This window comes from Massilia oculi (assembly GCF_017582745.1).
Classification (GTDB): domain Bacteria; phylum Pseudomonadota; class Gammaproteobacteria; order Burkholderiales; family Burkholderiaceae_D; genus Telluria; species Telluria oculi_A.
The window spans coordinates 1-25,422 of the sequence record NZ_JAFVIM010000038.1; the positions used below are offsets into that span (position 1 = coordinate 1).

The following is a 25,422-nucleotide window of genomic DNA, read 5'->3' on the forward strand; positions in this document are numbered from 1 at the left end:
GCCGCCATCCTCAATCGCTTCACGCGCTTGGGCACGCCCACGACCGTAGCGGTGACCATGCCGTAAATCCGTCTGGGGTTTGGGGTACTACGCGCTCAATTGATTTATGCAACAAAGCCGCTTTCGAGCCAGAGATAACGAGAATCTCTCGTGCACGCGCAGCAAGGAGGGAGACTACGTCTGCAACTTCGGCTTCGATCTCGTCACTGGGAAGAGCATCGGTGGAAGCATTTGCTGAATATCTTCGCCACCTTCGACCAGATGCCTGCTTTGTAGAATGCGTCTCACCAATCGTGCGGCATCAGTGGCCGCTTGCTTCTTTGTTGTGGTCCATCCCAGCATGGTCCTGGCTGAGGTTAGCGACAAAGTGCCGAGCGCAGAGTTTTCTTGGGCAGTTGGACTCGCTGCGGGAATCCTGAGTCTGTTCATCGCCCGCTTGAAACCGTAGCTCGCAACGATCTGCGTCACGCCCGCTGCAATCTGGTTTATCAGCCTGTTTTTGGAAATTCACTCACCTGACGTCGGTCCCCATTTGAAGCTGGAACAAGGCAGTAGCTACTATCTGCAAGCCTATGGTGCATTCGCACTTGTCGTAGGCGGACTAGCCTTAGGTTGCCTCTGGCATCGACGCAAGCAATCATGACCGACGCGAACGCGCTGGACGAAAAAACCGGGAAGGCGGATGTAGCTTATCGCGCGCCATCTTCAACTCTGCCACTAGGCGACCGGATTTTTTCGGAAGCGGTACATCAAGCAGCGGGCATTCCGCAGATGCCCCAGTTTGGCACGTCAGCCGCGCCAATAGTCACGCGGAACGGTCGCCAATTTCCGATTGTCAGACCTAATCACGTCCGTGGAATCGTCTGTAGCTACCTCTCGCATAGGCTCCAACTTTCCTGATGATTGGATGGCAACAGCGCGTCAGAAAAATGTGGCACCATCATTGCATCATTTACCGGAGCTGGAAGAATTAAGTGCTCGCTATTATTATTTCCGCGTCTTTATTTTACTCTGGCAAGTCATGCCCAGCCCGATTTTATATTTAACTCACAGGGACATCATCATCAACTTTGGCGTTATCCAGCCGCGTAGAAAGATAAGATATTAAGCTTAGAACATTCAGGCAATCGACTTCGGAAATTAAAGACGGCACGACACGGGACATCGGCGCATGACTGATTGGATTTCGAAACCCTTTGATTAAACCTCTTGTCAGAAGCTGCTGACCCTCTTGAATATTAATACCAGTTTCGCTTTTAAGTTCTGAAACTTGGATTTTCGGATATTTTTTTATTACCCTCTTATCCCTGTGCACGGAAAAAAGGTCAGCCAATTCTGCACCGTCCATATCAGCGCCAGAGAGATCCCTCAACATTGCGGCATATAACTTAACACCCTGATCCGCGGCATGACCATATTGCCTGTTTTTATAATATTCCGCCACTCCATCCTTTATGCCGACATGCAAATGCCTCCAGTGCAGCAATGGATACTCCGGAATCAGAGAGTAAAGAGCCTTAACAACTGGAGTAAAAGTTTCAGCAACATCTTCGCTGTACTCTAACTTTGAAACAATTGAAGCAACGGAGTTTCTGATTTCATTTGGCAAAGTACTAAACCATTGCTGTTGATCAATTCCTGTAGCCTCCTCAAGATCTTTCTCTTTTTTCTCAGCCCTTCTCTTTCGCCACTCTTGACCAACCTTAGAGATGAGTTGGGATAAGTATGCCTTGAATTCGGCCATTTCTGGATTATCCCAATTAATCGACTGACGGTTTGTAGAAATTACGTCCTCATCAATCAAGTCGATAAAGTCAGCCTTAATCCATCCAGTTAAGTATTGATAGAAGTGACTTGAAGCACTCTCAGAAAAATATTCCGGCAAGTTAACTATCTTCCCCCTGGAAAAAATCGCTATTCCTCGCAAACCGGAACTGGGCGGTATCGGCGTTTTTGCTGTAATGAAATTTAACTCCAACTTGCCAAAGTACTTCGAGCCTCGCTTGACTAAGTCTGTGTGAGACCAACTAAATTGCTTCTCTACCGTTTTATAACGACGATCGTTCGTTACTTTTACTTCATTACCCTTCGAATCTTTAAGTGTAATCTGAAAATCCGCATCGACAATAAAAATTCTCGACAAACTGTCGGCTATAGAATTTATATCAAAAGGAGTTTTCCTCTCCAGCGAAGATAACTGGATGGTAGTTCCGTTTCGCCGTCGCATTTTCTTGTCAACGATTCCAGCCACAGGATTATATACCCCTTCAGCTTTCAACAACGAATCCCAATTCAGGGTAAGCTGATTTTGCAAACCATTTTGAATCGTATCCACTGTCACGCTTTTCGCCAATCCGAATAGCGCTAATTTGCCTAGGCCTTTTTTTCCTGTAGGCAACCGATTGAACCTCGGTGACGGAGTATCACCATCAACTCTTCGTCGATTCCTCCCAATGACTAGAAATTTTTTTTGTATATCGTCCGACGACATCCCGATTCCGTCATCAATAACGGTTATTGCCTTGGGATTTCCATTTTGCTCTAGGAACTCCACAGTAACACTACTTGCGTCCGCATCATAGGCGTTCGAGATCAGCTCAGCAAGTGCAGGCGGCAGTGTGGCATACATCTTCACGCCCAAGTGCTCGATAGTTTTGGGATCGAACTTTAACTCATATTTACCCATTTATTAATCCCCGCAAATGTGCACTGTATTGAACTGCTTGACGTCGTATGAATTCTGGCGGCAAGGCGTTACCTATCATTAAAGCAATCGCCTCTTTCCCCTTCGCCATTGAAAATTTATAATTTGGGGGAAATGATTGCAGTAATGCTGCTTCTCGTAGCGTGATTGCTCGATTCTCTTCCGGATGAATAAATCGTCCTTTTGAAGGATTGGTGCACCCACTAGTGATGGTGGGAGCCACGGTCTTCCACGCCATTCGACCATAAACATCTCGATAACTTCCCGGCCTTTTCAGATGACACTCTAACCAGTAATTTTTAGGCAAATCGGTCCTTGATCCACCATTTTTGGGAACTAGTGAAATTAGAGTTTCAACCTTCGCACTTCTATTTGTAGGAAAGTCATGTAGTGGGTCGTTACTCTGTCCTACTAAAGGAAGCCGCGAGATTGTGTCGGCTACTGTTTTTCTTTTCTTCAGTGGCTTAGCATCTGGGATACTGCCAAATCTCGATGCCTTAACTAGAAGCCTTTTTCGTCTCTGAGGAACGCCGTAATCTGCAGCATCCTTTACTCGGGCAAATGATTCGTCAATATGATAGCCGAGTTTGTGCAGCATCTTTTGCAACTCTTGAACTCTCCAGTCTTTAGCTAGGCCTGGAACATTTTCAAGCATCACCGTTTTTGGCAGCATAGCCTCAACATAACGAATAAATTCAAATACCAGATCGTTTCTTTTGTCTGAGTTAGAAACTGCTCGATTTCTTGTTCGGTGAGTTGAGAAACCTTGGCATGGGGGACATCCAGCCAAGAGATCCAAATCACCTCGGTTGAGTTTCAGATCTCGCATTATCTTTTCAGGCGAAAGAGAACAGATATCTTGCAAGTAAATCTTTGCCTTTTTATTGTTAAGCTTATAGGTCTCTGCAGCAATTTTATTGTATTCGACTCCTGCCAGAACATTAAATCCTGCTTTCTTCAGGCCAGCGGTTAGTCCCCCAGCACCACAAAACAGGTCAATTGCAGTGAATTTTATTTTCGGCATAAATTCTTGAAGCTCTAAGCGATACAGACTATTATCACAAAACAACTGTGAAGAAAAGAACCTGCGAAATTTTTATTTAACAAAAACATCAATTTGGTTGCATTTCCGCAACCAAGCTCTGAGACAGCGGCTTCCTTACTTAGTATTTATGTCTATTGCATAGCTAACCGCAGTTGGAAATTTAGCTCATAGGTAAATGCATAGTTGAGGAAACCAGAATAAAAAAGATATATTAATAGTTAGGTGGAAGTGGGGAAAAAGATGAAATTTACGAAAGCTTCGCGTGCGGTCTTGGCAGATGTGACTTTGGTTCGAGCCATTCTTGAAGATGAAGTTAATACTGCTCAATGGCGACTTCATTGGATACTATCCGTTGTATTACTTCGGGCAGTTGGACATGTTCTTGATAAGGTGGATGGCAGATCAAATGCTGAGGTACGGAAGACTGCAAACGAAATGTTTAAACAATGGAAGACAGATGATAAGCATAGGATTTTCAATCAGTTCATTGACCTCGAAAGAAACAGTATTCTGAAAGAATATGAAACACAAATGTCTGAAGGGCCTGTTCCGATTATTGTAAAACTACTTGGCCCCGGAAATATTATTAAAGACGAACAGTTTTTTATCGACGAGAATATATATCGACCAGTTGTCGGAGGTTTCTACAGCGGTGAAGACGGCCGCACCTTAATCGATGAGGCGCTGACATGGTGGACGGAACAGCTGGATGAGATAGATCGTCGGGTTCAATATTCACATGAGCGTCGGTAAGCTGTGTTTAAGCCCTCAGGTAAAAAAAAACGGCACCCCTCAGGGTGCCGTCTTCACTAACAACTTACGCGATCACTCGCCGTCGTTATGCTGCTCAGCCGAAGCCTGCGCAGTCTGCTGGTCTTCCATCGCCTGCAGCTCGGCAGCCATATTGGCCTTCTCTTGCTGCAGCAGTGCCTGACGCTCTTCCGCTTCCCACACTTCCTTCTCCTTGCGGGCGCGGTGGAATGCCAGACCGGTACCGCCAGGGATCAGGCGGCCGACGATGACGTTCTCTTTCAGGCCGCGCAGACCGTCGCGCTTGCCCATGATCGCCGCTTCGGTCAGCACGCGGGTAGTTTCCTGGAACGATGCGGCCGAGATGAACGAATCGGTCGACAGCGATGCCTTGGTAATACCCAGCAGCACGTTTTCGTACTGCGCCGGCAGCTTGCCGACTGCGTTGACGCGGTCGTTCTCTTCCAGCAGTTCCGAACGCTCCACCTGCTCGCCAACGATGTAGTCGGTGTCGCCTGCTTCGGTGATCTGAACACGACGCAGCATCTGGCGAACGATCACCTCGATGTGCTTGTCGTTGATCTTCACGCCCTGCAGACGGTACACGTCCTGCACTTCGTCAACGATGTAGCGGGCCAGCGCTTCGATACCCAGCAGGCGCAGGATGTCTTGCGGATCGGCCGGGCCGTCCACGATCATCTCGCCCTTGTTCACCACCTGGCCGTCGTGCACCAGCACTTGCTTGTCCTTGGTAATCAGGAACTCGTGCTTGTTGCCGTCCATGTCGGTGATTTCCAGGCGCTGCTTGCCCTTGGTCTCTTTACCGAACGCCACGGTACCGGTGACTTCCGCCAGCATGCCAGCGTCTTTCGGCGAACGTGCTTCGAACAGTTCGGCAACGCGCGGCAGACCACCGGTAATGTCGCGGGTCTTCTGCGATTCGGTCGGGATACGTGCCAGCACTTCACCCACGGTCGCTTGCTGACCGTCCTTGACCATGATCAGCGCGCCGACCTGGAAGCCGATCGTCACGGCGTGTTCGGTGCCGGCGATCTTCACTTCCTGGCCTTCTTCGTTCAGCAGCTTGACCTGCGGACGCAGCACCTTGCCCGAACCACGACGCTTCGGATCGATTGCCACCAGGGTCGACAGACCGGTCACTTCATCGACCTGACGGGCGACGGTGACGCCTTCTTCGACGTTCTCGAAGCGGATCGTACCGGCGTATTCGGTGATGATCGGACGGGTCAGCGGATCCCAGGTCGCCAGGGCGGTGCCAGCCTTCACGGTCTGGCCATCCTTGACGATCAGGGTCGCGCCGTACGGCACCTTGTGACGCTCGCGCTCACGGCCGTGGTCGTCGGTGATCAGCACTTCGCCCGAACGGGTAATGACGATTTGCGCGCCCTTGCCGTTGGTGACGTAACGCATGGTCGCGGTGAAGCGGACCGTACCGTTCGACTTGGCTTCGACCGACGATGCCACTGCTGCACGCGATGCCGCACCACCGATGTGGAAGGTACGCATGGTCAGCTGGGTACCCGGCTCACCGATCGACTGTGCTGCCACCACACCGACTGCTTCGCCGCTGTTGACCAGCATGCCGCGGCCCAGGTCGCGGCCGTAGCACTTGGCGCACAGGCCGTAGCGCGTGTCGCAGTTCAGCGGGGTGCGGACCTTCACTTCGTCGATGCCGACGCGTTCGATCTCTTCGACCATGTCTTCGTCCAGCAGGGTGCCGGCTTCGTACAGGGTTTCCTGGGTTTCAGGGTTGACGACGTCGGTGCCTGCCACGCGGCCGAGGATACGGTCGCGCAGGGCTTCGATGACTTCACCGCCTTCGACCAGCGCCTTCATGTGGGTGCCGTTGCTGGTGCCGCAATCGTCTTCGATCACCACCAGATCTTGCGTCACGTCCACCAGACGACGGGTCAGGTAACCCGAGTTCGCGGTCTTCAGTGCCGTATCCGCCAGACCTTTACGAGCGCCGTGGGTCGAGATGAAGTACTGCAGAACGTTCAGGCCTTCGCGGAAGTTCGCGGTAATCGGCGTTTCGATAATCGAACCGTCCGGTTTCGCCATCAGACCACGCATACCCGCCAGCTGGCGGATCTGGGCTGCCGAACCACGGGCGCCCGAGTCGGCCATCATGTAAATCGCGTTGAACGATTCCTGGGTGCCTTCGGTGCCGTCGCGCTTGGTGACCGGCTCGATCTTGAGCTGGTCCATCATCGCCTTGCCGACTTCATCCGAGGTCTTGCCCCAGATGTCGACGACCTTGTTGTAACGCTCGCCGGCGGTGACCAGACCCGAGGCGTACTGCTGCTCGATCTGCTTCACTTCGGCTTCGGCGGTCGCGATCATGCCCTTCTTGACGTCCGGGATCAGCATGTCGTCGACGGCGATCGAGATGCCGGCGCGGGTCGCCAGGCGGAAGCCCGACTGCATCAGCTTGTCCGCGAAGACGACGGTCGCACGCAGGCCGCACTTGCGGAACGACGTGTTGATCAGCTTCGAGATTTCCTTCTTCTTCAGCGCACGGTTCAGCACCGAGAACGGCAGGCCTTTCGGCAGGATCTCGGACAGGATCGCACGGCCAACGGTGGTCTCGTAGCGGGTCAGCGTCTGGTCGAAGCCGCCTTCGGCGTTCTTCGGGAACTCGACGATACGCACGGTAATGCGGGTCGCCAGCTCGACTTCCTTGTTGTCGTACGCGCGGATGACTTCCGACACGTCCGGGAACATCATGCCTTCGCCCTTGGCGTTGATCGCCTCGCGGGTCGCGTAGTACAGACCCAGCACGATATCCTGCGACGGCACGATCGACGGTTCGCCGTTCGATGGGAACAGGATGTTGTTCGACGCCAGCATCAGGGTACGCGCTTCCATCTGCGCTTCGATCGACAGCGGCACGTGGACTGCCATCTGGTCACCGTCGAAGTCGGCGTTGAACGCCGCGCAGACCAGCGGGTGCAGCTGGATGGCTTTACCTTCGATCAGGACCGGCTCGAACGCCTGGATACCGAGACGGTGCAGCGTAGGCGCACGGTTCAGCATGACCGGGTGTTCTTTGATGACTTCTTCCAGGATGTCCCAGACCACCGGCTCTTGCACTTCGACCAGCTTCTTCGCGGCCTTGATGGTGGTCGCAAGACCCATCAGTTCCAGCTTGTTGAAGATGAACGGCTTGAACAGCTCGAGGGCCATCAGCTTCGGCAGACCGCACTGGTGCAGTTTCAGCTGTGGACCGACCACGATGACCGAACGGCCCGAGTAGTCGACGCGCTTACCCAGCAAGTTCTGACGGAAACGACCGCCCTTGCCCTTGATCATCTCGGCCAGCGACTTCAGCGGACGCTTGTTGGCGCCGGTCATCGCTTTGCCGCGACGGCCGTTGTCCAGCAGCGAGTCGACCGCTTCCTGCAGCATGCGCTTTTCGTTACGCGTAATGATCTCTGGTGCGCGCAGTTCCATCAGGCGCTTCAGGCGGTTATTACGGTTGATGACGCGGCGATACAGGTCGTTCAGGTCCGACGTGGCGAAACGGCCGCCGTCCAGCGGGACGAGCGGACGCAGCTCTGGCGGCAGGACCGGCAGAACTTCCATGATCATCCACTCAGGCTTGATGCCCGAACGCTGGAACGCCTCGAGCACTTTCAGGCGCTTGGCGTATTTCTTGATCTTGGCTTCGGATTTCGACTCTTTCAGTTCCACGCGCAGGGCTTCGGCATCGCGGTGGATGTCGATCGAGCGCAGCAGTTCACGGATACCTTCGGCGCCCATGAATGCGGTGAAGTCGTCGCCGTACTCTTCGTACTTGGCGGCATAGTCGTCTTCCGACATGATCTGGCTCTTCTTGAGCGGGGTCATGCCAGGATCGGTCACGACGTATGCTTCGAAGTACAGCACGCGTTCGATATCGCGCAGGGTCATGTCCAGGACCATGCCCAGACGCGACGGCAGCGATTTCAGGAACCAGATGTGAGCGACCGGCGAAGCCAGTTCGATGTGGCCCATGCGCTCACGGCGCACTTTAGCCAGGGTGACTTCGACGCCGCACTTCTCGCAGATCACACCGCGGTGCTTCAGGCGCTTGTACTTGCCGCACAGGCATTCGTAGTCCTTGATCGGGCCAAAGATCTTGGCGCAGAACAGGCCGTCACGCTCAGGCTTGAACGTACGGTAGTTGATGGTTTCCGGCTTCTTGACTTCGCCGAACGACCACGAACGGATTTTTTCAGGCGACGCCAGGCCAATCTTGATGGCGTCGAAACTTTCGTTTTGCTGAACTTGCTTGAATAGATCGAGCAGTGCTTTCATGTATCACTCCAGGTGATTGAATTCTGTACTAACTTACCACCGCCAGCTTCTCACCGATTTTCGCCGGTGCTTGCGCGGCCTGCTGCCCTTAAAACGGTCATTCCCGCGCAGGCGGGAATCCAAGTTTGCCGGCCAACAGCGCCGGGCTTAGGCTGCGAACTGCTCCGCAGCGACGTTTCAGGAGCAGCAGGCCGTGCCCGAAGGCTGGCGGCCATGCTGGCCCTGCTTAGTTGCGCTCGAGATCGATGTCGATACCCAGCGAACGGATTTCCTTCACCAGCACGTTGAACGATTCCGGCATGCCGGCGTCGATCACGTGGTCGCCCTTGACCAGGTTCTCGTACACCTTGGTACGGCCGTTCACGTCGTCCGACTTCACAGTCAGCATTTCCTGCAGCACGTACGATGCGCCGTACGCTTCCAGTGCCCACACCTCCATCTCACCGAAGCGCTGGCCACCGAACTGGGCTTTACCGCCCAGCGGCTGCTGCGTCACCAGCGAGTACGGGCCGGTCGAACGGGCGTGCATCTTGTCGTCGACCAGGTGGTGCAGCTTCAGCATGTGCATGAAGCCGACGGTGACCTTGCGCTCGAACGCTTCGCCGGTACGGCCGTCGAACATGGTGACCTGGTTCTTCGACGGCGTCATGCCCAGGTGGGCAGCGATGTCGTCCGGGAACGCCAGGTCCAGCATGCGGCGGATGTCTTCCTCGTGGGCGCCGTCGAACACCGGGGTCGCGAACGGCACGCCGTTCTTGAGGTTCTGCGCCAGGCTCAGGATTTCTTCATCGCTGAAGCTGTCCAGGTCTTCCTTGCGGCCGGTTTCGTTGTAGATCTTGCCCAGGAAGGTGCGCAGATCTGCAGCCTTCGCTTGCGCCTGCAGCATTTCGCCGATGCGCCAGCCCAGACCCTTCGCAGCCCAACCGAGGTGGGTTTCCAGGATCTGACCGACGTTCATACGCGACGGAACGCCCAGCGGGTTCAGCACGACGTCGGCTGGACGACCGTCCGCCATGAACGGCATGTCTTCCACCGGCACGATACGCGAGACCACACCCTTGTTACCGTGGCGGCCTGCCATCTTGTCGCCCGACTGCAGGCGGCGCTTGACGGCCAGGTAGACCTTGACCATCTTCTGCACGCCAGGCTGCAGCTCATCGCCTTGCGTCAGCTTCTTGCGCTTCTCTTCGAAGGCCAGGTCGAACTGGTGACGCTTCTCGTTGATCGATTCCTTGATCGCTTCCAGCGCGTTCGCGGTGTCGTCTTCCGCCGGGCGGATGTCGAACCAGTGGAACTTGTCCAGATCGGCCAGGTATTCCGAGGTGATCGCCGCGCCCTTGGCCAGCTTCTTCGGACCGCCGTTGACGATCTTGCCGACCAGCATACGCTCCAGACGCTCGAAGGCATCGCCTTCCACGATACGCATCTGGTCGTTCAGGTCCAGGCGGAAACGCTTCAGCTCGTCGTCGATGATCTGCTGGGCGCGCTTGTCGCGCTGGATGCCTTCGCGGGTGAACACTTGCACGTCGATCACGGTGCCGACCATGCCCGAAGGCACGCGCAGCGAGGTGTCTTTCACGTCCGACGCTTTTTCGCCGAAGATCGCGCGCAGCAGTTTTTCTTCCGGAGTCAGCTGGGTCTCGCCTTTCGGGGTGACCTTACCGACCAGCACGTCGCCGGCTTGCACTTCGGCGCCGATGTAGACGATGCCCGACTCATCCAGGCGCGCCAGTTGGTTCTCTGCCAGGTTCGAGATGTCGCGGGTGATTTCTTCCGCGCCCAGCTTGGTGTCGCGAGCGACGACCGACAGCTCTTCGATGTGGATCGAGGTGTAACGGTCGTCCTTGACGACGTTTTCCGAGATCAGGATCGAATCCTCGAAGTTCAGGCCGTTCCACGGCATGAACGCCACCAGCATGTTCTGGCCCAGTGCCAGCTCGCCCAGGTCGGTCGATGCGCCGTCGGCAATCACGTCGCCACGGGCAACGCGGTCGCCAACCTGCACGATCGGACGCTGGTTGATGTTGGTGTTCTGGTTCGAACGGGTGTACTTGATCAGGTTGTAGATGTCGACGCCGACTTCGCCAGCCTGCGCTTCATCGTCGTTCACGCGAATGACGACACGGCCCGCATCGATGTAGTCGACCACGCCGCCACGCAGGGCTTGCACGGTGGTGCCCGAGTCGACCGCAACGGTGCGCTCGATGCCGGTGCCGACCACGGCTTTCTCTGGACGCAGGCAAGGCACGGCCTGGCGCTGCATGTTGGCGCCCATCAGTGCACGGTTCGCGTCATCGTGCTCCAGGAACGGAATCAGCGATGCTGCGACCGACACGATCTGGCCTGGGGCGACGTCCATGTACTGGATGCGCTCTGGCGAGACCAGGATCGTTTCGCCGGCTTCACGCGCCGAGACCAGTTCGTCGACCAGCTGGCCTTCGTCGCTGATCGCCGCGTTTGCCTGGGCGATGATGTAGCGGCCTTCTTCGATCGCCGACAGGTATTCGATCTTGTCGGTGACTTTCGAATCCTCGACCTTGCGGTACGGGGTTTCCAGGAAGCCGTATTCGTTCAGGCGGGCGTACAGAGCCAGCGAGTTGATCAGGCCGATGTTCGGGCCTTCAGGCGTTTCGATCGGGCACACGCGGCCGTAGTGGGTCGGGTGCACGTCGCGCACCTCGAAGCCTGCGCGTTCGCGGGTCAGACCGCCCGGTCCCAGTGCCGAGACGCGGCGCTTGTGGGTGACTTCCGACAGCGGGTTGGTCTGGTCCATGAACTGCGACAGCTGCGACGAACCGAAGAATTCGCGGATCGCGGCCGAGATCGGCTTGCTGTTGATCAGGTCGTGCGGCATCAGGTTGTCCGCTTCGGCCTGGCCGAGGCGTTCCTTGACGGCGCGTTCCACGCGCACCAGGCCGGCACGGAACTGGTTCTCAGCCAGTTCGCCGACGCAACGCACGCGACGGTTACCCAGGTGATCGATGTCGTCGACTTCGCCGCGGCCATTGCGCAGCTCGACCAGGATCTTGATCACGGCCAGGATGTCTTCGTTCGACAGGGTCATGTCGCCGGTCAGTTCGTCACGGCCGATACGGCGGTTGAACTTCATGCGGCCGACAGCCGACAGGTCGTAGCGTTCCGGCATGTAGAACAGGCCGTTGAACAGGGCTTCGACCGATTCTTCGGTTGGCGGTTCGCCAGGACGCATCATGCGGTAGATCGCCACGCGTGCGGCGGTCTGGTCGGCGGTGTCGTCGGTGCGCAGGGTTTGCGAGATGTAGGCGCCCTGGTCCAGGTCGTTGGTGTACAGCGTCTGGATGTCGGTCACGCTGGCGTCGCGCAGCTTGCCCAGCAGCTCTTCGGTCAGCTCGTCGTTGGCGACGGCGATGATCTCGCCGGTGTCCTGGTCGACGATGTTCTTGGCCAGCACGCGGCCCAGCAGGTAGTCTTCCGGCACCGAGATGCTCTTGATACCGGCGGCTTCGATGTCACGCACGTGCTTGGCGTTGATGCGCTTGTCCTTGGTGACGATGGTCTTGCCCGACTTCGGATCGACGATGTCGAAGCGCGCGACTTCGCCGCGCAGGCGCTCGGAAACGAACTCGAGTTCGCCGCCGTCGTTACGCAGGGTGAAGTTGTCGAAGACGAAGAAGTTCGCCAGGATCTGCTCCGGCGTCATGCCGATGGCTTTCAGCAGGATCGTGACCGGCATCTTGCGGCGACGGTCGACGCGGAAGAACAGGATGTCTTTCGGGTCGAACTCGAAGTCCAGCCACGAGCCGCGGTAAGGAATGATACGTGCCGAGAACAGCAGCTTGCCCGACGAGTGGGTCTTGCCGCGGTCGTGTTCGAAGAACACGCCAGGCGAACGGTGCAGCTGGGAGACGATGACGCGCTCGGTGCCGTTGATCACGAACGAACCGTTCGTGGTCATCAGCGGCAGCTCGCCCATATAGACTTCCTGCTCTTTCATTTCCTTGACGACTGGCTTGGTCGGCGATTCCTTGTCCAGGATCACCAGACGCACCTTGGCGCGCAGCGGCGACGCGAAGGTCAGGCCACGCTGCTGGCACTCTTTCACGTCAAACGCGGGGTCGCCCAGCACATACGACAGGAACTCGAGGCGCGCAAAACCATTGTGCGACACGATAGGGAAAATCGAGGAGAAGGCCGATTGCAGGCCTTCGTTCTTGCGCGAGGACGGAGCGAATTCGGCCTGCAGGAAGTTCTCGTAGGATTCCAGCTGGGTAGCCAGCAGGTAGGGAACGTTGTGAACGTTGGCGCGCTTCGCGAACGACTTGCGAATGCGCTTCTTCTCAGTAAATGAGTAGTGCATGGACACTCCGTGAGTGACAGAAAGGATGGAGAATTCAGGAATTGCCAGTGGCGAACGCCACTACCACACGCAAGCCCTGAAGTCTCTTACTCTTTCGCGCCAGATGAAAAGGACAAGCAAACTGCTGTGATACGATGCTGCTGAAACGGGGTACTACCAGTTCCCTGTCGTCAATTGATAATTGACGTTTGCCGCAGGGACGACAAAAGAGCCAAAGCCGCATCCCCTGCCTTCCGGCAGGTTTTGCAAGCTTTGACTCCCGCGCTGGGCACTGTATTTCAAGCGCCCGGTGCTGATGTATTACTTCAGCTCGGCCTTGGCGCCAGCTTCTTCCAGCTTCTTCTTAGCGGCTTCAGCGTCAGCTTTTGGCAGGGCTTCTTTCACGGTCTTCGGTGCGCCGTCGACCAGGTCTTTAGCTTCTTTCAGGCCCAGACCGGTGATTTCACGGACTGCCTTGATGACGCCGACCTTGTTCGCGCCGACTTCCGACAGAACAACGTTGAACTCGGTCTGCTCTTCAGCAGCAGCTGCACCGCCAGCGGCGCCGCCAGCTGCCGGTGCTGCCATTGCAGCTGCCGACACGCCGAACTTCTCTTCGAATGCCTTGACCAGTTCGTTCAGGTCCATAACGGACATTTCGCTCACTGCGTTCAGGATATCGTCTTTGCTAATTGCCATTTGAAACTCCAGTTGTATATTGTGTGTTTTCAGTTAGTACTTGAGAAAAAAGGCTGTGCTATTAAGCAGCAGCGGTTTCTTCGGCTGCAGGAGCAGCTTCCGAACCTTCGCCTTTTTTCGCTGCCAGTGCAGCCAGACCACGTGCAAAGCCCGACACCGGAGCCAGCATGACGCCCAACAGCTGCGAGATGAGGACTTCACGGGATGGGATGCTTGCCAACGCGGTAACACCAGCTACGTCGAGCTGCTTACCTGCGTAGTTACCGGCTTTCAGGACCAGCTTGTCGTTGGTTTTCGCGAAGTCGGCGAGGACTTTAGCGGCAGCAACGGCGTCGTCCGAGATCGAGTAGATCAGCGGACCGGTCATGGCGTCAGCCAGCGGGGCAAACTGCGTGCCTTCGACAGAGCGGCGAGCCAGCGTGTTCTTCAGAACACGCAGGTACACACCCTGGGCACGTGCGGTTGCACGGAGCTTGGTCAAGTGACTAACCTGGATGCCACGGTACTCGGCCACGACGATGGTTTGCGCAGTTGCTACTTTTGCGGAAACTTCTTCGACGACGACCTTCTTGTCATTCAGATTAAGACCCACGGTCAATCTCCTTAAATGATGCAAACAAAATGTTCGCATCGGTTCGAACACACGGCGTCCGAAGTTAAGAAGTCTTAAAACTGGGCGGATACATTCACACAGCTGGACTACAAAACTTGTTCGGGTACACCATCTGCGTTGGGTGGTCTATTAACCGTCAGCTCAACCTCTGCTTTCGGCCCAACGGTCTTTGATTGCCTGCCGGAGCGGTGTTCAGCTCCGGCAGCCCAAAGATGCGCCCAGTGCCGAGGCACCGGGACTTAATGCTTGCTAATTAAGCAGCAGCGACGATCGAAGCGTGATCGACACGGACGCCAGCGCCCATGGTCGACGACAGGGCGACCTTACGCAGGTACACGCCTTTCGAGGTGGCTGGCTTGGCCTTGTTCAGGGCGTCGATCAGGGCGACCAGGTTGGTCTTCAGATCTGCGTCGCTGAACGACTTGCGGCCGATGGTCGCGTGGACGATACCTGCCTTGTCGGTACGGTACTGGACCTGACCGGCTTTGGCGTTCTTGACGGCGGTAGCGACGTCTGGGGTCACGGTGCCGACTTTCGGGTTCGGCATCAGGCCGCGTGGGCCCAGGATCTGACCCAGGGTACCAACGATACGCATGGTGTCTGGCGAAGCGATGACGATGTCGAACGGCATGTCGCCGGCCTTCACGCGCTCTGCCAGGTCTTCCATGCCGACCACGTCGGCGCCAGCTGCCTTGGCAGCTTCAGCCTTGTCGCCCGAAGCGAACACAGCGACGCGCACGGTCTTGCCGGTGCCAGCTGGCAGCACGACCGAACCGCGAACCACCTGGTCCGACTTCTTCGGGTCCACGCCCAGTTGAACGGCGACGTCGATCGACTCGTTGAACTTGGCGGTGGCGAATTCCTTGATGATCGACACAGCGTTGTCGAACTCGTAGACCTTGTTACGGTCAACTTTTGCTTTGATTGCTTTGACGCGCTTGGACAGCTTAGCCATTACAGACCCTCCACCGTGATGCCCATCGAACGTGCCGAGCCAGCGATGATACGCACTGCTGCGTCCATGTCGGCGGCGGTCAGGTCCGGCTGCTTGGTTTTTGCGATTTCTTCAGCTTGAGCGCGGGTCAGCTTGGCAACCTTGTCGGTGTGCGGCTTGGCCGAGCCCTTGGTGATGCCGGCGGCTTTCTTGATCAGGTAGGTTGCCGGTGGGGTCTTCATCACGAAGGTGAAGGACTTGTCGGCGAACGCGGTGATCACGACCGGGATCGGCATGCCTGGTTCCATACCCTGGGTCTGCGCGTTGAACGCCTTGCAGAATTCCATGATGTTCAGGCCACGCTGACCGAGTGCTGGACCGATCGGTGGGGATGGGTTTGCCTTACCAGCTGGGACTTGCAGCTTGATAAAGCCAATGATTTTCTTTGCCATGTCTGGCTCCTATCTTGACTTGAGTAGTAGCGCCCCACCGCGACTACTCGTCTTGGCGGGGCTCCTCTTACCGGATTCCGCCTGACTACTGCGACGCTCCGATTGTAGCGTTTAGACTTTCTCGACTTGCCCGAACTCCAGTTCCACCGGAGTTGCGCGGCCGAAGATGGTGACCGAGACACGCACCTTCGATTTCTCGTAGTTGACTTCCTCGACGTTGCCGTTGAAGTCGGTGAACGGGCCTTCCTTGATGCGGACTTGCTCGCCCACTTCGTACAGCACTTTTGGCCGTGGCTTTTCGACGCCCTCTTGCACCTGCTGCATGATCTTGTCGATCTCGCGTGCTGGAATCGGGGTCGGCTTGTTCGATTTGCCGCCGATGAAGCCGGTGACCTTGCTGGTGTTCTTCACCAGGTGCCAGGTTTCGTCGGTCATTTCCATCTCAACCAGCACGTAGCCCGGGAAGAAGCGGCGCTCGGAAACGGCTTTGGAACCGTTGCGCATCTCGACGACTTCCTCGGTCGGCACCAGGATCTGGCCGAACTGTTCTTGCATGCCCGCGCGCTCGATGCGCTCGGTCAGTGCGCGCATCACGCTCTTTTCCATGCCCGAATAGACATGGACGACGTACCAGCGCTTATTGCTGACCGGCACGCTCAGCGGCGCACCAGCGTCAGAGGCCGGGACATCGCCCGGCACTGGTGCATTGTCTTGCACGTTATCGCTCATGTTATTTCCAACCCAGGACAAAGTCGTACAACAGGAGCTCGAGAAGCTTATCCGTGCCCCACAGGAAAATCGCCATCACGACCACGAAGGCAAACACGATGCCGGTGATCTGCATGGCTTCGCGGCGGGTAGGCCAGACGACCTTCTTGGTCTCGCGCACCGACTCCTTGGCGAAGCTCAGGAAATCACGGCCAGTGGTGGAAGTCCACAAAAGCAGGACAGCAAAAACTAAACCAGCCACGAGGGCGCCTGCGGCGACCAAGGCTGGTTTGTTCTGGCCAGTCAGGTAAAAGAACCCGACGACGCCTGCAATCGCTGCAACCACCGCCAGCGCGACCTTGAACTTGTCATTCGAGGTGCTGACAGTTTGCACGGATTGATTAGACATTCTTCTTTACTTTCGGTGCTGCGCACCAGAATTCGGTGGCAGGGGCGGAGGGAATCGAACCCGCGACCTTCGGTTTTGGAGACCGACGCTCTGCCAATTGAGCTACACCCCTACGAAAACTTTCCTTCTGAATCCAGCATTATACAGCAAGCGCGCGCTCGCTGGCAAATGCTGTTCGAGGGAAACAGAAACGCTTCCGCTTCCCTCTACCTTGGCTAATTAGGCCAGGATCTTGGCAACCACGCCGGCGCCGACAGTACGGCCACCTTCGCGGATTGCGAAGCGCAGACCTTCTTCCATCGCGATCGGAGCGATCAGCTTGACGGTGATCGAGACGTTGTCGCCTGGCATGACCATTTCTTTGTCCGCTGGCAGTTCGATCGAACCGGTCACGTCAGTCGTACGGAAGTAGAACTGAGGACGATAGTTGTTGAAGAACGGGGTGTGACGGCCGCCTTCGTCTTTCGACAGGACGTACACTTCGCCGGTGAAGTTGGTGTGCGGCTTGATCGAGCCTGGCTTTGCCAGAACCTGACCACGCTGGACGTCTTCACGCTTGGTACCGCGCAGCAGCAGGCCGACGTTGTCGCCAGCTTGACCCTGGTCCAGCAGCTTGCGGAACATTTCCACGCCGGTGCAGGTGGTCTTGACGGTGTCAACGATACCGACGATTTCGATTTCTTCGCCGACTTTGATGATGCCGCGCTCGACACGACCGGTCACGACGGTGCCGCGGCCCGAGATCGAGAACACGTCTTCGACTGGCATCAGGAAGGCGCCGTCAACGGCACGTTCCGGGGTCGGGATGTACGAATCCAGGGCTTCTGCCAGGCGCTCGATGCAAGCTTCGCCCATTTCGCCAGCCTGGCCTTCCAGCGCCATACGTGCCGAACCCTTGATGATTGGCAGGTCGTCGCCTGGGAACTCGTATTTCGACAGCAGTTCACGGACTTCCATTTCGACCAGTTCCAGCAGTTCTGCATCGTCGACCAGGTCGCACTTGTTCAGGAACACGATGATGTATGGAACGCCAACCTGACGCGCCAGCAGGATGTGCTCGCGGGTCTGTGGCATCGGGCCGTCAGCGGCCGAGCACACCAGGATCGCGCCGTCCATCTGCGCAGCACCGGTAATCATGTTCTTGATGTAGTCGGCGTGGCCTGGGCAGTCAACGTGAGCGTAGTGACGGTTGGCGGTCTCGTACTCGACGTGTGCGGTGTTGATGGTGATGCCGCGTGCTTTTTCTTCCGGAGCCGCGTCGATCTGGTCGTAGGCCTTGGCTTCGCCGCCGAACTTCTTCGACAGGACGGTTGCGATTGCAGCCGTCAGGGTGGTTTTGCCGTGGTCAACGTGACCGATGGTGCCGACGTTGACGTGCGGCTTGGTCCGTTCGAATTTTTCCTTTGCCATTTCAGACTCCTAAGATCTAACGATATTTTTGAGAATTACCAGGCACACCTGACGGACCAGTGCAACGCGACTGCCGTACAAAATTCTGGTGCCCTTGACGTGGATTGAACACGTGGCCTCTCCCTTACCAAGGGAGTGCTCTACCACTGAGCTACAAGGGCTGATTTTTGCGATGTAGAAACCACCGCACTAACTGGAGCGGGTGAAGGGAATCGAACCCTCGTCGTAAGCTTGGAAGGCTTCTGCTCTACCATTGAGCTACACCCGCGAGGTACAACTTCAAATCCGACTTCACGATCTTCTTTTTTGGTGGTGGGGGCTGGATTCGAACCAGCGTACTCAGAGAGGGCAGATTTACAGTCTGCTGCCTTTAACCACTCGGCCACCCCACCGCGAAGAACCGCAGAGTATGAAGCAAGCTCAACGTACTGTCAATCAGGTTTCGGTAGAAGATTTTCTACTTCGCCTGACAGCGTTGCTTCGGGGCGTGATTGTAACGGTCGGACTGTAAAGCTGCAAGGGTGATTTTGCCAAGTGCGAAAAAATCTTTATGAACTGATTTGGAATTGTTCCGGCGGGCGCTATCGATCACCGCGTGGACGGCGGAGCCGTCCACGCTACGAGTTTGCGCCGCCGGGGGCCAGCGCCGCCAACACTTGCGCCTTGAGCGCCTTGATCAGCGCCGTCTCGTCCGGCGCCACGCCCTCGGGCGCGGTGAAGATGCGGTCGGCGTAGATCAGGCCTACCCTGGCCTTGCCAACCACCAGCGGCAGCACGATGAAACTCTCGGCGTCCGGCAGCAGGGTCTTGTACCAGACCGGCAGCAGGTCGCGGATCTTGGGGCTGAAGGCGTCCGCGATCATCATGTCGGCGTCGTTTTCGAGCGCCAGGTGGAACACGTCGCGCGAGAAGGCGCAGGGGAAGGCGAAGCCGTCCTGCAGGTCGGTGCTGCCCTCGCCCAGCGACACCCGCGCGCGGAACTGGCCAGTCCGCGCATCGCGCAGGCACACGGTGGCGAAGCGGAAGCCCAGCGCGCCGTACAGGGTCTCGAGGACGGCATTGACCACGTCGTTGACGCCGGCGCCGGACCCTCCCAGCAGGGCTACGTCCTGCACGCCCGCCAGCAGCAGGTCGCGCGCATTCTTCGGCTTGCCGCTGGGGTGGAACTCGCCTTCGTCGTCCTCGCCCGCGTCCAGGGTGGCCAGCGCCAGCACGTTCGGCAGGCTGCTGCCGGCCTTCGGATCGGTCTTCGGCGCACGCTCCATGTTCATGCTCTGCAGCATGCCGTTCATGCCTTCCTGCACCTCGTCGTACAGCGCCACCATGGCCGGATGGTCGACGCCCAGCGCCGCGCCATAGCGCACGATGAGTTCCTGGGTCTCGGGGGCGGCCGCCGGATCGTGGTGACGCCCCATCAGGCGCGCCACGTCGCGGCTGAAAGCGGCCACTTGCCGCATCCATTCGTCACGGTCGGCGGCCACCTCGAGCGGCCCCGGCGGCAGCGCCGCCTGGGCTTGCACGATGAGCTCCGGCATCTGCCACTCGCGCAAGACCGCCTCGGACAAGGTCTCGAAGCTGCAGCCCAGGATCAGTTGCGCAGCCTGGCTGGGGCTGTGCTTGCCGGCCGCCACGATCGCGGCGATTTCGCGGTAGCGCTCCGGTTCGTGGCTGGCCAGCAGCAGCGGGCCCAGGTTCTTGAACAGCGCGCAGATCGCCGCTTCCTCGGCACCGGGGATCGGGCTGTGGCGCGCCAGCTCGCGGCCGACCAGGCTGGCGCACAGGGCGGCTTCGAGTTCCACCCGCACGCCGTGCTCGGCGGTGTCGAGCGCATCGACCAGCAGCATCGCCAGCGCGGCGGCGCGCACATTGTCGAAGCCGAGCAGGGAAATGGCGCGCGAGATCGTCGTCACCGGCGTGCCGGACAGGGTGCGGTACTGGACCGTGTTGGACAGGCGCAGGATGCGCTGGGTGAGCGCCACGTCGGACACCACGTAATACGCGAGGTCGGCCGTGCCCAGGTCGTCGCTATAGCCCATGCCGATCACGTGCATGATGGCGCCGCCCAGGGTGAACATGCGCTCGGTGCCGCTGAGCTTGCGCATCAGGGCGGGTCGCACGCGGCGCGGGGCGCCGTCCTGGGGGATGTCGGTCATGACGTCGATCCGCTCAGCCGGCCTTGCGCAGCGGCGCGGCGTGCGCGCCCTGTTTATACTGTTTGAGCACCTGCTGGTGCAGCGCCGCCAGCGCCGGCAGCTTGGGATTGAGCGCATCCAGCTTGCGCACATTGCCGATCAGGGCAGGCACCTGGGCGCCGAGACGGTTGTCCCAGCCCTCGTGCTCGAGGCAGCGCAGCACCGCCAGCGCGGCATTGAAGGCCACCGCCGGATTGCTCGGCAACTTGGTGGCCGCTTCCAGCATCAGCCGCACCGCGCCCTGGTAGTCGCCGTTCCTGGCGCGCGCGGCGCCGCCGGCGACCAGGTCGACCACCTGCTGGCGGCTCTGTTGCGCCAGCGTCTGCGCCAGCTCGCCCTTCCCTGCCTGCTCCAGCACGCCCATGGCGCGCGTGACCATGGCATCGCTCGAAGCATTGCTCATCACCTCGCGCACGATCTCGGAAGCACCTTCTTCGCGGCCATTGTCGATGCAGGTGCGCGCCAGCTCGAGCTTGAGGTCGGCCGAAAGATTGGGCGCGTCCTTGGCTGACGCCAGGGCCGTGCCCAGCGCTTCGCCCAGGCGCTGCTCGTTGCCGGTGTACTCGTGCACCAGGGCCGAGGCGATCGCGCTGCACAGCGGGGTATTGGCGCGCCCGCCCATCGAGCGGTCGAGGTCGCGCACCACGGCGGCGGCCCCGACGGGATCTCCCTTGTGCACCAGTGCGCGCACCAGCTTGACGTGGTCCTCGGGGTCGCGAAATTCAGAGTATTTCGCCTTGCCCACCACCTGGCGCAGGGCTTTTTCGGCGGTGTCGACGTCGCCCGCCTCGAAAGCGGTGTCGGCCAGGGTGCGCAGGCGCCGCACTGCATGCGGCGACACCGCCACCGCGTCGCTCAGCACCGCCTGCGATTTCTGCAATTCGCCAACCGCCGCGTGGGTGCGCGCCAGCCAGTCGTAGGCGTCGACGAAGTTACGGTTGGTGTCGACCAGGTCTTCCAGGATGTCGCGCGCCTCGCTGAATTGCTTGCGCACGAACAGGGTCTTGGCCAGGCCAAGCCGGGCCCAGGCGATCGCCTTGATCTCGACCAGGTGGCGATAGATCGGCTCGGCCTGGTCGGCCTGGCCCAGGAACATGTGCAGCTCGGCGCGCAGGCGCAGGAAGTCGACCGCGTAGCGCGCGTGCAGGCGCTGGCCTTCGATGCAGGCGGCGATCGCCTCTTCCTGGTCGCCCGCCTCCATCAGGTTGTACACCGGCAGGAAGGCATTGCGCTTGTCGAGGGCGCGTGCGATGCGCTCGAGCAGGCGATCGGCGGTAAACGGCTTGAGGATGTAGTCGGTCGGCGCCAGCTCGGCGGCGCTGACCACCTTGCTGTGGTTGCCTTCGGCCGTGACCATGAAGAACATGGTGGCCAGCTGCATCAGCTTGTGGTGGCGCAGGTCTTCCAGCAATTGCTGGCCATCCTGGCCGCCTTCCAGGTCGTATTCGCACAGGATCATGTCGAACTGGCGCAGGCCCAGGTGTTTCACGGCCTGGTTGGAGGTGCTGGCGTGCTCGATCCGGGTCAGGCCGCACAGCGTGAGCATGCTGTGGATGCTGGCCCGCATCCCCGCGTGGGGCTCGATGATCAGGGCCGTCAGGCCTTCCAGTTCGTTCATGATGGTCCGTATAAGCCTGCGTTGGGCGTAGCGCCGTGGCTGCATGGGCGCGCGGCATCTGGCCAGTATATTACGGCGCGGAACGAAAATAATGAAATCGGGTAAGGTCCTGACAAGAGAAAGTGTCAGTACGCCGAAAAAACGACAGGTAGACTGGATGTCCGGATTACTGGATGTCGGCCGCGGCCTGGCGCAGGGCCGTGTGGCGGCCGTCACATTCCGACTTGCTGGCGCCGTCGACCACGTTCTGGTAACGCACCTCGTACTTGCCGGCCGCCAGCTTGTCGAAAGTAAAATTCGAACGCTGCTGCACGAAGGCATGCCTGACGTTGGCGCGGCGGTCGAGGTCGTACAGCTTGACGAAGACGGGCGCCGCGTTGGCGCTGTTGTCGATCACGACCTGCATCTCCGCCCCCTCGTTGCCGACCGGGTAGCCGGGCACATAGGAAGACTCGAGCGGCCAGGGATCGCCGCTGGGCGACGCCAGGGTCTGCAGGTCGGTGCTGCAGTCGGGGGCGCGGGCCGGCACCGCCAGCTGGGTGACGGCGAGCGCGCGCACCGCGGGCGGCGGGCCCTTGGCGCCGTCCGGACCGATGCGGCGGGCCCAGTCGTCGCTGCTGGCGTCGACGCCCAGTGCGTCGGGACGGCCGGTCTTGACGGAGTCATGGGCGATGCCGCCCCAGGCCAGCGCGCTGGGGATAATGTCCGGCTGCTGTTCGATCGTCAGCACGGCGACGACGGCGCCGGCCACGAAGCAGCCCGACATGCCCAGCCACCAGCGCGGATCGCGCCACAGGCGCTTGCGGCGCGGCTTGGGCGGCGGCTGCGCATCCCATTGTTCGCCATTCTTGCGCGGCTGGCCTTCCTTGGCGTTGGAGCTTTCCAGCCACTCGACTTCCCACTCCTCTGCCGCGATCCATTCGTCGTGTTCCTTGCGGCGGACGGGATCGGACAGGACGTTGTAGGCGGTATTGACGACCGCCATGATGCGGGCGGATTTTTCGTCGCCCGGGTTTTTGTCCGGGTGGTATTTCTGGCTCAGGGCCTTGTAGGAAGCACGAATGACTTCCTGGGGCGCATGACGCGACACCTTCAGGTTGTCATAATGTGTGTGAATCTTGGCCATGATCTGTCAAGTCTACCCGCTTCTACCCTGCGCGTTCTGTCTGTCCTCGGCCGAAGCCCGTCATGTGACGAGACGCGGGAATACCTCACAGCTTAGCCGGATTTGTATCCGCTGTGCAAGATATCATAAAGTCTACAAGCGATGACTGCGGTCCGCGTGCACGATTGGCTCTGGCAATTCTACGTCCTGTCCGACCACCAGGACCTTGAACAATTCGCCCATTTCAGCAGGAGAAACCAGTTTTTGCACGGCGCGCGATTGGGGCAGGAACTGTTTCGCATCCTCGGGGTCGTTTTCCAGCAACAGTTCGCCGATCCCGGCGCCGAGCAGGAAGGCGGCCTGGCTCATATAGGCCAGCACCGGCAGGCCGGCATCCTGGGACGCCAGCGCCATCGCCGTGAAATCGACGTGGGCCGTGATGTCTTGCAGGCCCGGCAAATAAAAGGGATCCGGGTGCGCATGGTGGCGGTAATGACACATCAAGGTGCCGCCGATGCGCTGGTCGAGGTAATACTCGTGGGCCGGGAAGCCGTAGTCGAACAGGATGGCGGCGCCGCGGCCGCCCGCGAACATCGTCGCCAGCGAGCGCATGAAGCCGGCGCCGACCGGGTGCAGTTCGGTCACATAGCCCTCGATCATCTGCTCGTGGTCCGGCACCTGGCGCGCCAGCTGTGCGGCCAGTTCATCGCCGAGCGGCGCCTGGACGAAGGCGAAAGCGCCGTCCTCGACCGTGACCATTTGCCGGCGCCAGCCGTCGCGGGTGCGGATCACCAGCTCGACCGGCATGGCGTCGAGCACCTCGTTGGCCAGCACCACGCCGCTGAAGCGGTCCGGCATGGCGTCCAGCCAGCGCATCTGCGGCAGGTCGGCCAGGTTGGCCTGCTGGCGCGCGCGCAATTCGCCGGACAGTTCGATGATGGTATACGAGCGTACTTCGACGCCCTGCCTGGCCAGCTCGGCCAGGACGTCGCGCGCCAGGCGGCCGGTGCCGGCGCCGAACTCGATGATGTCGGGCGCGCTTTGGGCGATAATAGCGGCTGCCACGCGCGCCACGGCCGCTCCGAACAGCGGCGTCATCTCGGGCGCGGTGGTGAAATCGCCGCTCGCACCGAGCTTGGCTGCGCCGCCGCTGTAATACCCGAGCCTGGGCGCGTACAGCGCCAGTTCCATGAAACGAGAGAATGCGATCGCGCCGCCGTGCTGTTCGATGTCGGCGGCGATGAGCTGTTGCAGGGAATGGGACGCGGCCAGGGCGTCGGTATCGGGTGCGGGCAGGGACATGCCGGCATTGTAGCCAGAATAGCTTTTATCAACAATTTAAGACAATGATGACGGATAGCCCTTCGATCTCCCTGCCCCGGGTCGCGCTCGTGACCGGCGCCGGCCGCCGCCTGGGGCGCGCGATCGCGCTCGGCCTGGCCCGGGCCGGGTGGGACCTCGCCCTGCACTACCGCCATTCCGAAAGCGACGCGATCGCGACCCGCGACGCCATCCTGGCGCTCGGCCGGCGCGCCACGCTGCTGCAATGCGACCTGGCCGACGAGGCGGCGGTACGGCAACTGGTCGGCCAGGCCAGCGCTGCGCTGGGCCCGCTGTCTTGCATCGTCAACAACGCTTCGTTGTTTGAATACGACAGCGCCACCGCGTTCTCCTGGGAGCTGCTCAACACCCATATGCAGGCGAACGTGGCCGCGCCGGTGCTGCTGGCGCAGGAACTGCATGCCGCCACCCCGGATGGGCGGCAAGCCGTCGTGGTCAACTTGCTGGACCAGAAACTGTACAATCTCAACCCGGATTTTCTGTCGTACACGCTGTCCAAGGCGGCCCTGCACACGGCGACCACGATGCTGGCCCAGGCGCTGGCGCCGAAGGTGCGCGTGGTCGGCGTCGCCCCCGGCATCACGATGGTGTCGGGCGACCAGAGCGAGCAAGGCTTCGCCGCGGCGCACCGGATGACGCCGCTGCAGCGCTCATCGACCCCGCAGGACATCGCCGACGCCGTGGTCTATGCCGCATCGGCGCGCGCGCTGACCGGCACCACCCTGCTGGTCGATGGCGGCCAGCACCTGATGCCGTCGCAGCGTGACGTGATGTTCCTGACTGAACCAAATAACTCCATCAAATAAG

At 59.1% G+C, this 25,422-nt stretch carries 17 protein-coding genes and 4 tRNA genes; 2 read left to right on the forward strand and 19 right to left on the reverse strand.

All coding sequences use genetic code 11. The features are described from left to right. Window positions 1–1,042 precede the first annotated feature (1,042 nt). Together J3U95_RS26515 and J3U95_RS26520 are read right to left on the reverse strand one after the other, a co-directional pair. The gene (locus J3U95_RS26515; RefSeq protein ID WP_208281535.1) at window positions 1,043–2,686 is read right to left on the reverse strand and encodes a TIGR02391 family protein; all 1,644 of its coding nucleotides are present in this window, start codon (window positions 2,684–2,686) and stop codon (window positions 1,043–1,045) included. Next, window positions 2,679–3,728, reverse strand: coding sequence for a DNA cytosine methyltransferase (locus J3U95_RS26520; protein WP_208281536.1), 1,050 nt, complete (start codon window positions 3,726–3,728; stop codon window positions 2,679–2,681). The genes J3U95_RS26515 and J3U95_RS26520 overlap by 8 nt, the downstream gene beginning before the upstream one ends. A gap of 261 nt (window positions 3,729–3,989) precedes the next feature. On the opposite strand from J3U95_RS26520, the gene J3U95_RS26525 reads away from it, so the two are divergent. Continuing rightward, on the forward strand, window positions 3,990–4,502 hold the full coding sequence (locus tag J3U95_RS26525; RefSeq protein WP_208281537.1) for a hypothetical protein: 513 nt from the start codon (window positions 3,990–3,992) through the stop codon (window positions 4,500–4,502). Between the two features lie 72 nt (window positions 4,503–4,574). Here J3U95_RS26525 and rpoC read toward each other — a convergent pair whose 3' ends face one another. From rpoC to J3U95_RS26610, 17 genes are all read right to left on the reverse strand, one after another. After that, window positions 4,575–8,819, reverse strand: coding sequence for a DNA-directed RNA polymerase subunit beta' (gene rpoC, locus J3U95_RS26530; protein ID WP_208281538.1), 4,245 nt, complete (start codon window positions 8,817–8,819; stop codon window positions 4,575–4,577). 226 nt (window positions 8,820–9,045) lie between these two features. Next, window positions 9,046–13,155 (reverse strand): DNA-directed RNA polymerase subunit beta, encoded by a 4,110-nt coding sequence (rpoB, locus tag J3U95_RS26535; protein ID WP_208281539.1) that lies wholly within the window; start codon window positions 13,153–13,155, stop codon window positions 9,046–9,048. Window positions 13,156–13,455: 300 nt separating this feature from the next. Then, entirely contained in the window at window positions 13,456–13,833 is a 378-nt protein-coding gene (gene rplL, locus J3U95_RS26540; RefSeq protein ID WP_005663628.1) for a 50S ribosomal protein L7/L12, read from the reverse strand. A 61-nt stretch (window positions 13,834–13,894) separates the two neighbouring features. Next, window positions 13,895–14,425, reverse strand: a complete 531-nt coding sequence (gene rplJ / locus J3U95_RS26545) for a 50S ribosomal protein L10 (protein ID WP_005663630.1) — start codon at window positions 14,423–14,425, stop codon at window positions 13,895–13,897. Window positions 14,426–14,699: 274 nt separating this feature from the next. After that, the gene (rplA, locus tag J3U95_RS26550) at window positions 14,700–15,401 is read right to left on the reverse strand and encodes a 50S ribosomal protein L1 (protein WP_109345477.1); all 702 of its coding nucleotides are present in this window, start codon (window positions 15,399–15,401) and stop codon (window positions 14,700–14,702) included. Next, on the reverse strand, window positions 15,401–15,832 hold the full coding sequence (rplK, locus tag J3U95_RS26555) for a 50S ribosomal protein L11 (RefSeq protein WP_005663634.1): 432 nt from the start codon (window positions 15,830–15,832) through the stop codon (window positions 15,401–15,403). The genes rplA and rplK overlap by 1 nt, the downstream gene beginning before the upstream one ends. Window positions 15,833–15,943: 111 nt before the next feature. Continuing rightward, on the reverse strand, window positions 15,944–16,561 hold the full coding sequence (gene nusG / locus J3U95_RS26560) for a transcription termination/antitermination protein NusG (RefSeq protein ID WP_208281540.1): 618 nt from the start codon (window positions 16,559–16,561) through the stop codon (window positions 15,944–15,946). 1 nt (window position 16,562) lies between these two features. Beyond that, a complete protein-coding gene (gene secE, locus J3U95_RS26565) occupies window positions 16,563–16,949 on the reverse strand; it encodes a preprotein translocase subunit SecE (protein WP_005663637.1) in 387 nt (128 codons plus the stop codon). A gap of 36 nt (window positions 16,950–16,985) precedes the next feature. Further along, window positions 16,986–17,061: transfer RNA gene (locus J3U95_RS26570), tRNA-Trp, on the reverse strand. Between the two features lie 107 nt (window positions 17,062–17,168). After that, entirely contained in the window at window positions 17,169–18,359 is a 1,191-nt protein-coding gene (gene tuf / locus J3U95_RS26575) for an elongation factor Tu (protein WP_208281541.1), read from the reverse strand. 86 nt (window positions 18,360–18,445) lie between these two features. After that, window positions 18,446–18,520: transfer RNA gene (locus tag J3U95_RS26580), tRNA-Thr, on the reverse strand. 33 nt (window positions 18,521–18,553) lie between these two features. Then, window positions 18,554–18,627: transfer RNA gene (locus tag J3U95_RS26585), tRNA-Gly, on the reverse strand. A gap of 39 nt (window positions 18,628–18,666) precedes the next feature. After that, window positions 18,667–18,751, reverse strand: a tRNA-Tyr gene (locus J3U95_RS26590). A gap of 225 nt (window positions 18,752–18,976) precedes the next feature. Continuing rightward, a complete protein-coding gene (locus J3U95_RS26595) occupies window positions 18,977–20,512 on the reverse strand; it encodes an HDOD domain-containing protein (RefSeq protein ID WP_208281542.1) in 1,536 nt (511 codons plus the stop codon). A 13-nt stretch (window positions 20,513–20,525) separates the two neighbouring features. Continuing rightward, the gene (locus J3U95_RS26600) at window positions 20,526–22,169 is read right to left on the reverse strand and encodes a tetratricopeptide repeat-containing response regulator (RefSeq protein ID WP_208281543.1); all 1,644 of its coding nucleotides are present in this window, start codon (window positions 22,167–22,169) and stop codon (window positions 20,526–20,528) included. A gap of 166 nt (window positions 22,170–22,335) precedes the next feature. Further along, window positions 22,336–23,295, reverse strand: coding sequence for a J domain-containing protein (locus tag J3U95_RS26605; protein ID WP_208281544.1), 960 nt, complete (start codon window positions 23,293–23,295; stop codon window positions 22,336–22,338). A gap of 132 nt (window positions 23,296–23,427) precedes the next feature. Next, window positions 23,428–24,576, reverse strand: coding sequence for a class I SAM-dependent methyltransferase (locus tag J3U95_RS26610; protein WP_208281545.1), 1,149 nt, complete (start codon window positions 24,574–24,576; stop codon window positions 23,428–23,430). A 44-nt stretch (window positions 24,577–24,620) separates the two neighbouring features. On the opposite strand from J3U95_RS26610, the gene J3U95_RS26615 reads away from it, so the two are divergent. Beyond that, a complete protein-coding gene (locus J3U95_RS26615; protein WP_208281546.1) occupies window positions 24,621–25,421 on the forward strand; it encodes an SDR family oxidoreductase in 801 nt (266 codons plus the stop codon). The last annotated feature ends 1 nt before the right edge of the window (window position 25,422 follow it).

Coding starts and splice junctions, on each gene's coding strand:
- J3U95_RS26515 (WP_208281535.1), bottom strand. CDS start 2,686: ATGGGTAAATATGAGTTAAAGTTCGATCCCAAAACTATCGAGCACTTG.
- J3U95_RS26520 (WP_208281536.1), bottom strand. CDS start 3,728: ATGCCGAAAATAAAATTCACTGCAATTGACCTGTTTTGTGGTGCTGGG.
- J3U95_RS26525 (WP_208281537.1), top strand. CDS start 3,990: ATGAAATTTACGAAAGCTTCGCGTGCGGTCTTGGCAGATGTGACTTTG.
- rpoC (WP_208281538.1), bottom strand. CDS start 8,819: ATGAAAGCACTGCTCGATCTATTCAAGCAAGTTCAGCAAAACGAAAGT.
- rpoB (WP_208281539.1), bottom strand. CDS start 13,155: ATGCACTACTCATTTACTGAGAAGAAGCGCATTCGCAAGTCGTTCGCG.
- rplL (WP_005663628.1), bottom strand. CDS start 13,833: ATGGCAATTAGCAAAGACGATATCCTGAACGCAGTGAGCGAAATGTCC.
- rplA (WP_109345477.1), bottom strand. CDS start 15,401: ATGGCTAAGCTGTCCAAGCGCGTCAAAGCAATCAAAGCAAAAGTTGAC.
- rplK (WP_005663634.1), bottom strand. CDS start 15,832: ATGGCAAAGAAAATCATTGGCTTTATCAAGCTGCAAGTCCCAGCTGGT.
- nusG (WP_208281540.1), bottom strand. CDS start 16,561: ATGAGCGATAACGTGCAAGACAATGCACCAGTGCCGGGCGATGTCCCG.
- secE (WP_005663637.1), bottom strand. CDS start 16,949: ATGTCTAATCAATCCGTGCAAACTGTCAGCACCTCGAATGACAAGTTC.
- tuf (WP_208281541.1), bottom strand. CDS start 18,359: ATGGCAAAGGAAAAATTCGAACGGACCAAGCCGCACGTCAACGTCGGC.
- J3U95_RS26595 (WP_208281542.1), bottom strand. CDS start 20,512: ATGACCGACATCCCCCAGGACGGCGCCCCGCGCCGCGTGCGACCCGCC.
- J3U95_RS26600 (WP_208281543.1), bottom strand. CDS start 22,169: ATGAACGAACTGGAAGGCCTGACGGCCCTGATCATCGAGCCCCACGCG.
- J3U95_RS26605 (WP_208281544.1), bottom strand. CDS start 23,295: ATGGCCAAGATTCACACACATTATGACAACCTGAAGGTGTCGCGTCAT.
- J3U95_RS26610 (WP_208281545.1), bottom strand. CDS start 24,576: ATGTCCCTGCCCGCACCCGATACCGACGCCCTGGCCGCGTCCCATTCC.
- J3U95_RS26615 (WP_208281546.1), top strand. CDS start 24,621: ATGATGACGGATAGCCCTTCGATCTCCCTGCCCCGGGTCGCGCTCGTG.